Origin of the sequence: Shewanella sp. SP2S2-4 (assembly GCF_031932025.1) — a bacterium.
GTDB classification, from domain to species: domain Bacteria; phylum Pseudomonadota; class Gammaproteobacteria; order Enterobacterales; family Shewanellaceae; genus Shewanella; species Shewanella baltica.
Map to the genome: position 1 here is coordinate 78,330 of NZ_JAUOER010000023.1, position 9,765 is coordinate 88,094.

6 protein-coding genes are annotated in these 9,765 nt (G+C 47.4%); 5 read left to right on the top strand and 1 reads right to left on the bottom strand.

The genetic code is table 11. The annotated features are described in order from the left end of the window. Positions 1–11: 11 nt before the first annotated feature. A complete protein-coding gene (locus Q4Q54_RS16800) occupies positions 12–2,423 on the bottom strand; it encodes a class I adenylate cyclase (RefSeq protein ID WP_311989038.1) in 2,412 nt (803 codons plus the stop codon). A 202-nt stretch (positions 2,424–2,625) separates the two neighbouring features. Between Q4Q54_RS16800 and hemC the strand changes: the two genes are divergently transcribed. The 5 genes from hemC to Q4Q54_RS16825 form a co-directional block, all read left to right on the top strand. Beyond that, positions 2,626–3,558, top strand: coding sequence for a hydroxymethylbilane synthase (gene hemC, locus Q4Q54_RS16805; RefSeq protein WP_006083428.1), 933 nt, complete (start codon positions 2,626–2,628; stop codon positions 3,556–3,558). A 4-nt stretch (positions 3,559–3,562) separates the two neighbouring features. After that, positions 3,563–4,303, top strand: coding sequence for a uroporphyrinogen-III synthase (locus Q4Q54_RS16810; RefSeq protein ID WP_311906511.1), 741 nt, complete (start codon positions 3,563–3,565; stop codon positions 4,301–4,303). A gap of 60 nt (positions 4,304–4,363) precedes the next feature. Next, complete coding sequence (locus Q4Q54_RS16815) at positions 4,364–5,545, top strand: uroporphyrinogen-III C-methyltransferase (RefSeq protein ID WP_311891907.1); 1,182 nt, start codon at positions 4,364–4,366, stop codon at positions 5,543–5,545. Further along, complete coding sequence (locus Q4Q54_RS16820) at positions 5,542–6,708, top strand: heme biosynthesis HemY N-terminal domain-containing protein (protein ID WP_311989039.1); 1,167 nt, start codon at positions 5,542–5,544, stop codon at positions 6,706–6,708. Before Q4Q54_RS16815 ends, Q4Q54_RS16820 begins: the two co-directional genes overlap by 4 nt. A 433-nt stretch (positions 6,709–7,141) precedes the next feature. After that, positions 7,142–9,765, top strand: a 2,624-nt coding sequence (locus Q4Q54_RS16825) for a retention module-containing protein (protein ID WP_311989040.1), incomplete at its 3' end; no start/stop codon positions are given.

Here is a 9,765-nt window from a genome sequence, read left to right on the forward strand (position 1 = left end):
CAAAATCCAGCTTAAAACTCAGTGTCTTGATCGCTCACATCGATACCGAACGGCGCTACAGTTAACTCCCCCGCCACTCGCACTAGATGGAAAAACTGCGGAATATTAAACCGCGCCCGTGAAGCATAATGTTCATCGAACACATAATGGTGACTGACTTTATTCACTAATTCGGCCATATTTGATCCCGCCTGCACATAGTGACTCAGCTGGTTTTCCTCATCGAGAATAAATACATCCAAGTTATCGACTCGTTGGCGTAGAAAATATTGAATAGCCCCTTTCGCCGCATAGTTCTGCACCACTTTAGGCATACTCGAAAAGGGATCGTCACCCAATTCAGGCCGTGGCAGCAGCACAAGATGACTACGGGATAACTGCTGATAAAAAGACTTAGCGTCGCTCAAATCCTGATAGGCCATGCCTAAGGGATTAAAAAAGATCCCATAACGAGTATGACTTATCTGTAGCGGCTGCACTAAAGTGCTGGATTGCTGCACTTTTTGGCACAAACGCATGGTTTGTTTTAATAGATTTTTCACTGCTAATTTAAGCTGTGGACGTAACTTCTGTGAACAGCTGATCACATCCATGTCCACGGGTAAGCTGGCCCGTCTTAGTCCCGGCGTCACAAAAGCTAAGGCTTGCAATACCGCCGTATCGCCTTCGAAGCGATGACACTGCCATTCACCCCAACTATTCAAACAAATGGCATCTAACGCCCCAAGCATATTGGCTTTTTTACGCCCGAGTGAGAACACGTTCGCATTCATCACATCGACCATCATTTCCTGTCCTTGCCATTCAATCGTGGGATCGCAATCCAGATTAAGCACGAAAATCAGCTTACGAAAATGCCATGGCTGGCATAAGTCACGTTTAGATACCCGCCAGTCGTGGTCGATAAAATTCAGTAACCGCTTAGAAGCTTCGGTAAGCCGTTTCGACTTTGCCTTACTCTGACCATATTCATGCCATTGCGTATCAGGCGTCGAAATTCCGTTTAGACATGCCCAGATCATTAAGGCGGATGGCGTTTTACCCTTACATATCGCCGACTCACCCAACAGATTTAGTGGCTGCGGCCCTTGGCGATAAAGATAATATTTCCGCTCGCGAGAGCTTGATACCATAGTCACTTCGGACTCGGCGACCGAGACACTCCACAGTAAATTCAGCTTAGCGATTTGGTCTTCATCTTGGCTAAAATAAGTGTGTAATTTACGAGTCAGCATGCCCAGTTCTTCAATCCGCAAGCCTTCATTAAGCTCATGGGTCGATGCAAAGCGCAGTAAAGTTTGGTAGCTTGCCAACAAAAGTTCATTCAACTGCTCGTTAAACCAATTGAGCTGACCACTGTGCCAATGTTCACAATCGTCTAGGGTGCTGATCAAACTATCGGGCCATTGCCAATCCTGCACCAATTTTTGCAGTTTAGGATAACGCCAATCTTTGCCCTCTTGGGTTCGGCTCAAGTGCACGCCACATTTGAGATAAAAGCAGCGCCGTGCAATCTCAAGTCGACGGGTATCATTCTGCTTAAGCAAATAGGTTTCGATAATCTCGTAGATAGAGTAATAGGCATCATTCGATGTCGAAAAATCGCCAGCTAAAGTTTTCTGCCAGAGGCGATCACAAAGCACAGTTGAATGTGGATAATCGCTGGCATAAGCCTCGAGCAGCAATACTTTAATCAGCGCCTTATGGGGCTTTTCTAAGCCTTTATAGAGCTGCCATAGCGAAGCGCCAAAGTACTCACTCGCAGGTAATTCATGTACATCGCCTAAAAACAAGAGTGCGGGATTAAGTTTAGCGTCTGGCCACCATGCAATCGTTTTACCCGCCAGACGTATTTGACTACGATAAAATTCTTCCAGTAATAACCAGTGCTGAGTACTACCACTGTGCTCATGGGCCATGGCTGACTGGCAACCACGCTGCGTTTGATCACCACAAAACTGTTGCGGATGAACTAAGTAAAAGTTCACCTCAAACTGATACTCGGCAAACCAAGCCGTCAATCTATCGGTTTTAATCCTGATCAGCGCTAACTCTTCTGGGCTTAAATCAGCCCTATGCACTAACCAAACATCGACATCGCTCTTGGTATTTTGGCCAAAGCTGCCAGTACTGCCCATGGCATAAACGCCTTCAAACGCGTTGATGTCAGTTTCTTGAGTAATAAAGGGCAGCGATAAAACATCACAGGCTTGGGATTCAATTTCGCCAAGCTGATACTCATTAATGCCACAGGGCGTATTAGCGGCATGATAGCCGGGATACTGAACGCTGTTCTGGTGAATTAAAAAGGGGATCAAATGGAATAAGTGTTTTTGCAACGGCGATAGTAAAGCCAAGGCGCGCGCAATGCGGACCTTATTAAGTCTTTCAGCTATATCAGGAAATTGTATCTGCCGATCCATTTTAAAACACAACACTTAAACACTGATGAGAAGAGTGCCCATGTTAACACTTTTGCAAACACGAGCAACCAAATGTGAAGTCCGTCACACTTTTACGCAATTGAGAACATCGCCGACTTCAAAGAATCGATACGGCTTCCTTACATAAACGATTTGCCAATGTTAGCATTGGTGCAACTAAGATCTTTGATGGAAACTAGGCATGTCTGAGAACCGCATACGTATCGCAACCCGCAAGAGTCCGCTGGCCATGTGGCAAGCTGAATTTGTTAAAGCCGAATTAGAACGCATTCACCCAGGTATTGTGGTGGAATTGCTGCCAATGAGCACTAAAGGCGACGTTATCTTAGATACGCCGCTAGCCAAAGTGGGCGGTAAAGGTTTGTTCGTCAAAGAGCTTGAAGTCGCTATGTTAGACGATCTTGCCGATATCGCCGTGCACTCAATGAAAGACGTGCCAGTCGACTTCCCTGAAGGCTTAGGCCTTGAAGTTATTTGCGAGCGCGAAGATCCTCGCGATGCCTTTGTATCGAATTTATATAAATCGATCAGCGAATTACCATTAGGCGCAACTGTGGGCACCTCGAGCCTACGTCGTCAATGTCAGATACGTGCATCACGTCCCGACCTCATCATCAAAGATTTACGCGGTAACGTTGGAACTCGTTTAGCTAAGCTTGATAACGGCGAATACGATGCCATTATTCTTGCCGCTGCTGGCTTAATCCGTCTGAAATTGTCTGAGCGTATTGCCAGCTTTATTTCTGCCGAAGAATCCTTACCCGCCAATGGCCAAGGCGCCGTGGGTATCGAATGCCGCATCAACGACGAACGTGTTAAAGCGCTACTGGCACCATTAGAACATTTAGAAACGCGCTACCGTGTTCTGGCCGAGCGCGCGATGAACACGCGCCTTGAAGGTGGATGCCAAGTGCCGATTGGTGCATTTGCTGAAATCGATGGTGACGAGATGACGTTACGCGGCTTAGTCGGTAACCCAGATGGCAGTGAAATCATCGAAGGCGTGATCACAGGTCCAAAAACCGAAGCTACACAATTAGGTGTTGCCCTTGCTGAAGAGTTACTCAGCAAAGGTGCCAAAAGCATTCTCGACGCCGTTTACGCTAAAGCCTAAGTCAATGAAAGTCTTACTGACGCGCCCCGAGGGGCGCAATCAGTCCATGGTCGATGCCTTGAATGAACGAGGCATTGCTCACTGGGTCACACCTCTGCTGTGTGTCGAAGCAACGCCCGCTATCGCAACGAATACCCCGCATCCTTTGGCACACGCCGATATGATTATCTGCATCAGCGCCAATGCTGTGACTTTTGCAGATAACGCCTTAACTTCTGCGAATCCAAACACCAAAGCTTGGCCTCCAGCTCAGTACTTCGCGGTAGGGCATGCGACTTGGGAAGCATTAAACCAGCTCGGTATTTCTGCCCTCGAAGCCCCTGATGATTGCCAGCAGACCGAAGGGCTACTCACGCTCGCGCCGCTGCAAGAGATTAAAGGTAAGCAGATTACTATTATACGTGGTGTCGGTGGCCGCGAAGCCTTAGCCGAACAACTGGCTGAGCGCGGTGCACATTTGCGCTATTGGGAAGTGTATCAACGAGCTTGCCCGCCACTCGATGGTCAACAGTTAGCTCTGCAATGGCAAGCCTTCGGGATAGACACGATTGTGGTGACCAGCGGTGAAGTACTGGATAACCTGATTAATTTAGTGCCAAAAGAGTTATTTGCATGGCTGCGCTCATGTCATATCATAGTCCCAAGTAACCGAGTAGAAGCTCAAGCTCACGCCTTTGGTATAACCCAAGTCACCAATGCCAATGCCGCCAACAGCAAAGCCGTGCTAAACGCCCTTAAACTCTAAGCGCTATTTAGCCCGATTTTACTCGAATTTCGGCAGTAGCATGTTTTCAAGGACTGTTAAATGGATAACAACAAGCACGACGCAAAGAGCCCAGAATCAGAGGCTACCGCTATTATTGTGTCACCGGAAACGACCGATGACATATCCGCAACATCGGCGTCATCCACAGAATCCCAAACAGCCAAAGCCACAACTTCAACTGCACCAAGCCAAACGCCAGCCTCCAATAGAAGCTCGTGGGCAATTCGCTTTGGAGTGTTATTAGCGCTAGGCTTAACCGCTTGCACTCTTGGTGGCGGTTTTATGCTGTACCAACAGATGCAACAGCAACTGCTAGCGCAGGATGCGAAAAATATCGCCCTGCAGGACCAATTACAGCAAGCACTATTGCAGCCAAATCAACGTATTGGACAGCTTGAACAGCAGCAACTGAATGATGCTAAGACTTACCAAGAATTAACAAAATTAGCAGAAGACCAAAATCAGCTGCAGGACAGGGTCAATAAACTTGCCCAGCGCAGCCCAACACATTGGATGGCCTCTGAAGCCGAATATCTAGTAAATATGGCAGGCCGTAAACTTTGGTTAGAGAAAGATCCCCGCACCGCCACCGATCTATTAAAGTCGGCGGATGAAACCATCGCCGCGATGAATAATCCGGCGTTACTGCCGATTCGTAAGGCATTAGCAAAAGACATCGCCGCCACGGCCAGCATTAAAACCACAGATATTGATGGCAATGTATTGGCGCTCGATGCCTTAATTGAACAACTCGATAAACTGCCACTGAATCGCACCGACGCAGAAACCGATGCGCCAGAAGATACAACGATTACTGGTGATTTGAATGATTGGCAGAGCAATCTGGGTAAAACGTGGAAAGCGTTAACCCAAGACTTTATTACCATACGCCACAAAACCGCCGATGCGCCCGCTTTACTCGCACCGGAACAGCAATGGTATCTGGTGGAAAACATTCGCCATAAACTGCTGCAATCGCAACTTGCGTTATATCGCTATGACAGAGCGGCTTATCACCAATCATTGATGATGGCGCGCAAGTGGATCCAAACCTATTTTGATACGCAAGATCACAAGACAGCTGAGGCCATCGCCGAAATCGATAAATTAGCAACCTTAGAACTTGATCCTATTACCCTGAAATCCTTTGCAGCTAAACCTCTGTTATTACAGCTGACGAGTTATGGCGAGCTGACCTCATCAGAGGATGCGCCACTATGATCAAAATATTAGTTTTCTTAGGGATTGTGCTAATAGGGCTCTGCATCAGCCCTTGGCTGGTTGGCAATACAGGTTATGTCTATATTGCTGCGGGTGACTACCAGATTGAGACCAGCTTAGTCTTTGGGATCATTGCGTTAATTGTATTTTATGCCGTATTCCAAGTACTCGAATGGCTAGTGATTAGCGCCATCAATCTGATGCTGCGCAGCCGTTTTATTCCCCATCACTGGCGCCGCCGCTCGGCTAAAAAACATACCTTAATGGGTGCACTGGCTCTGGCTGAAGAAGATTGGCCTGCAGCAGAACGCGCCATGATAAAAGGCGCTGACAATGGCGAACTCCCTGCGCTTAACTTACTTGCTGCGGCCCGTGCCGCTCAGTATCAACAAAAAATAGCCGAGCGAGATCAATATCTTGATCGCGCTGCAGCGCAACCTCTTGCCGCGAATGCCGTAGCAACCACTCGCACTCGATATCTGTTAAAACAAGGAGAGTTAACTTTAGCCCGCGCCGAGCTGGATAAATTAGCACCGACGAGCAAGAGTAAAGCGCCAGTACTCAAACTCGCCCTTGAGTTATACCGAACCCAAGAGGATTGGGATGCGCTCAAGCTATTAATACCTATTTTGAAGAAGCGTCAGATCCTCGATGATGCTCAGCTGAATGAGCTCAATATCGCCACTAATTGCGCGTTACTCAAAGCCGCAGCCATCAAAGGTGAAGAAGCTTTAGAGCAATGCTGGCAGTGGTTATCCCGCAGTGAACGCAATCAGTCTGAGTTTCTGGCGATTTATGCCATGGGTTTATGCCGCTTTAATCGCAAAGACCAAGCGCTGAAACTAATCGCGAAAAAGTTACGAACCTCTCCCGAGTCAGCACTTTTACATGCAATTCCTGAAATCGCGACAGCCCAAGACACAGAGATCCGTAAACAGTTACTCAAGCATGAAGTCACCCATGAGAATAATGCGGACTACCAGATGTGCTTAGCTAAGCTTTATCAGCAAACGCGGGATATGAAAGAAGCCAGAAGCTGCTTGCAGAATGTTTGCCGACTCGAACCAACAAAAGCCTCATGGCTGGCGCTCGCACGGATTCAAGAACAGTTAGGCGAACAAGGTCACGCCAATCAAAGCTATCGCCAAGCAGTTAACTTATAGCTCTACGACATCAATAAAGATAACGCCGTGATTTGCACTGTTGTGAGTCACGGCGTTTACCACTCACGAAGGTTCTTGCTTCATTCGAACTCAAAAACGAGACTCACTAGGTCGGTTTGTGTCGTTTTCATAAAAAATTAACCTTCCAATCCTAATTAATTTGTTATAAATATACTTAACTACAAAGTTGAAAAATACTAAATGCAGCCCTTTTTTTAAATATATCTACTATATCTAGTTACAAATCTGAATCCTGTCTTTTTTACTGCCAACATACCGCAAACCCCAGTCAGAGCAAGCAATGCAGACGTGTCAAAAAATTGACTTGCGTTACTTTGTTAGCTAAAATTCGACCACTTGTATCACAATCCAGCACATATGTTGGATTTGTGCGTCTGTGGAATTAACACACTTTGGCTGTTGGGAGCTAATTATGGGATCGGTAATTACATCAAAGAAAGGTTTGCTTAAGTTAGTAAAAGGGCAAATCAATGTCGAAGTTGATGGTTCAAATCAACCCGCTAAGGATGGCGAACAACTCCCAAAAGGTGCTGTGCTCCATATTGACGAAAACGCGACCTATGAGATCACCTTCGACGATGGCACTAAGCTATCGAACGAAGTTGCCCCCAACGAACCCGCAGTAGCCACCAACGCCACTGACGCGGCCGCCTTAGATGAAATCCAAGCATTACAAGATCTTATTGCATCCGGTGAAGACCCAACTCAGAATCTTCCAGAAACCGCAGCAGGGAACACTCCAGGCCGTGACGGTAACTCTGGCTATGTCACTCTCGCTCGCAGTGGTAGCGAAGTCTTAGCCACATCAGGATATTCAACTACAGGTCAAGCACTAACAGGCACTACGGCCAATGATCCACAACTGACCATTGCTGCAGATTCCCCATCGGCACTCGCCAATGACAGCAATACGACCGATGAAGATTCCGTTGCCACAGGTAACGTTCTAGATAATGACAGTGATGTAGACTCCAGCTTAAGTGTTGTGAGTTTTGAGGTCGGCGGTACCACCTTCGCAGCAGGTACCGAAGTCACACTCGAAGGCGGCACTATAGTCTTGAACGCCGATGGTTCATATACCTTTACGCCCAATGAAAACTGGAATGGCCAAGTACCTGTTATTACTTACACCACCAACACAGGTGCCAGCGCGACCTTAACCATCAATATATCGCCTGTAGATGATGCATCCGTTCTGGTCAACGATTCAAATACAGTAGATGAAGATACACCTGCCACAGGTAACGTTCTCGATAATGACAGCGATGTAGACTCAAGCTTAAGTGTTGTGAGTTTTGAAGTCGGCGGTACCACTTACGCAGCAGGTACCGAAGCCACACTCGAAGGCGGCACTTTAGTCTTGAACGCCGATGGTTCATATACCTTTACACCCAATGAAAATTGGAATGGCCAAGTACCTGTTATTACTTACACCACCAACACTGGCTCTTCAGCAACATTAACCATCAATGTCACACCAGTCGCCGATGGGGGGCCTAGTGTCACTATCAATACAGATACAAACAATGATGGTTTTATTAGTAACGAAGAGCTAGCTGGCAATACTGAAATCAATGTCACTATTGGCTTAGATGGCACAGGTGCAAATGTAGGCGATACACTTACTGTTAATGGTGTTGACTACACATTGACTCAGGAAGATATCAACAATGGCTTTGTGAATCTCAACCTTCCAGCTCCTGGGGAAGGCGAAACGATTACAGTTGTCGCGACTATTACTGATAGTGCAGGTAACGTATCTCCAGAAGGCAGTGATTCAGCAATACTTGATACAACGGGACCAACAATTACTGTTGATGCGCCTGATGATACCAAAGATACTACACCGACTATCACAGGTTCGACTGATGCCCCACCGGGTAGCACTATTACGATTGTAGTGACAGATAGCACAGGTGCAGAGCAAACTCTCACCACCACAGTAAACCCTGATGGCACCTATTCCGTAGATGTCACTAATCCACTCGCTGAAGGCGGCTATACCGCTGTAGCAACAGTGACAGATCCAGCAGGCAATACAGGTGAAGCCACAGATAATGGTAATGTTGATAACACAGCACCTACAGTCACTGTGGAAGCACCGGATAACACTACAGATGATACTCCGACTATTACAGGCACAACCGATGCAACGCCAGGCAGTGTCGTTACCATACTAATAACCGACGCCAATGGTGCAACCCAAACACTGACTACCACAGTAAATCAAGATGGTACCTATGCCGTTGATGTTATGTCGCCTCTACCTGAAGGTGGTTACACAGCTGAGGCCAGCGTAACAGACCCTGCTGGTAACACAGGTACTGATTCCGACTATGGAGATGTAATCTATCCAGAAGTCAGTATCAGCGCCAATCAAACCTTCGTCAATGAAGGTGATACAGCAAGCTTTACCGTTTCTTTAGATCAACCCGCCACTGAAAATGTTACCGTTACATTTACTTATACTGGCACTGCAGTCGACGGTAGTGATTTCACTGGTGTGATCAGTGTTTTGATCCCTGCAGGGCAAACCAGCGTTAATTTTAATATAAATACAATTAACGATGAAGTTTACGAAGGTGCTGAAGATTTCACGATTAAAATCAGTAATGTGAGTGGTGGTAATGCCGCTGTTGGTAATAATGGCAGCGCCACAACAACCATTGTCGACGACGGCACCGGTCCTGGCCCGAACCCAGATGATGATCGCCCATCGGTCTCTATCACCAATGCCGGCACCCTCAACGAAGGCAGCACGGCGCTGTTCACTGTGAGCTTGTCTGCAGCGGCCGACACGGCCACCACGGTCAAACTGACCCTCAATGCGGGGGATACCGAAGCCGGTGACATCGGTACGCTGGAATACTTTGATGGCACCAACTGGGTCGCCGTCCCCGCCGACGGTATCGTCACCCTAGCGGCGGGCACCACCTCGCTACAACTGCGTGTCCAAACCAATGATGACAACGTCTATGAGGGAGCTGAAAACTTCAGCGTCACCGTGACCGGTCAAACGGGCACGACGGGCACCGC

Coding starts and splice junctions, on each gene's coding strand:
- Q4Q54_RS16815 (WP_311891907.1), top strand. CDS start 4,364: ATGGATAACAACAAGCACGACGCAAAGAGCCCAGAATCAGAGGCTACC.
- hemC (WP_006083428.1), top strand. CDS start 2,626: ATGTCTGAGAACCGCATACGTATCGCAACCCGCAAGAGTCCGCTGGCC.
- Q4Q54_RS16810 (WP_311906511.1), top strand. CDS start 3,563: ATGAAAGTCTTACTGACGCGCCCCGAGGGGCGCAATCAGTCCATGGTC.
- Q4Q54_RS16820 (WP_311989039.1), top strand. CDS start 5,542: ATGATCAAAATATTAGTTTTCTTAGGGATTGTGCTAATAGGGCTCTGC.
- Q4Q54_RS16800 (WP_311989038.1), bottom strand. CDS start 2,423: ATGGATCGGCAGATACAATTTCCTGATATAGCTGAAAGACTTAATAAG.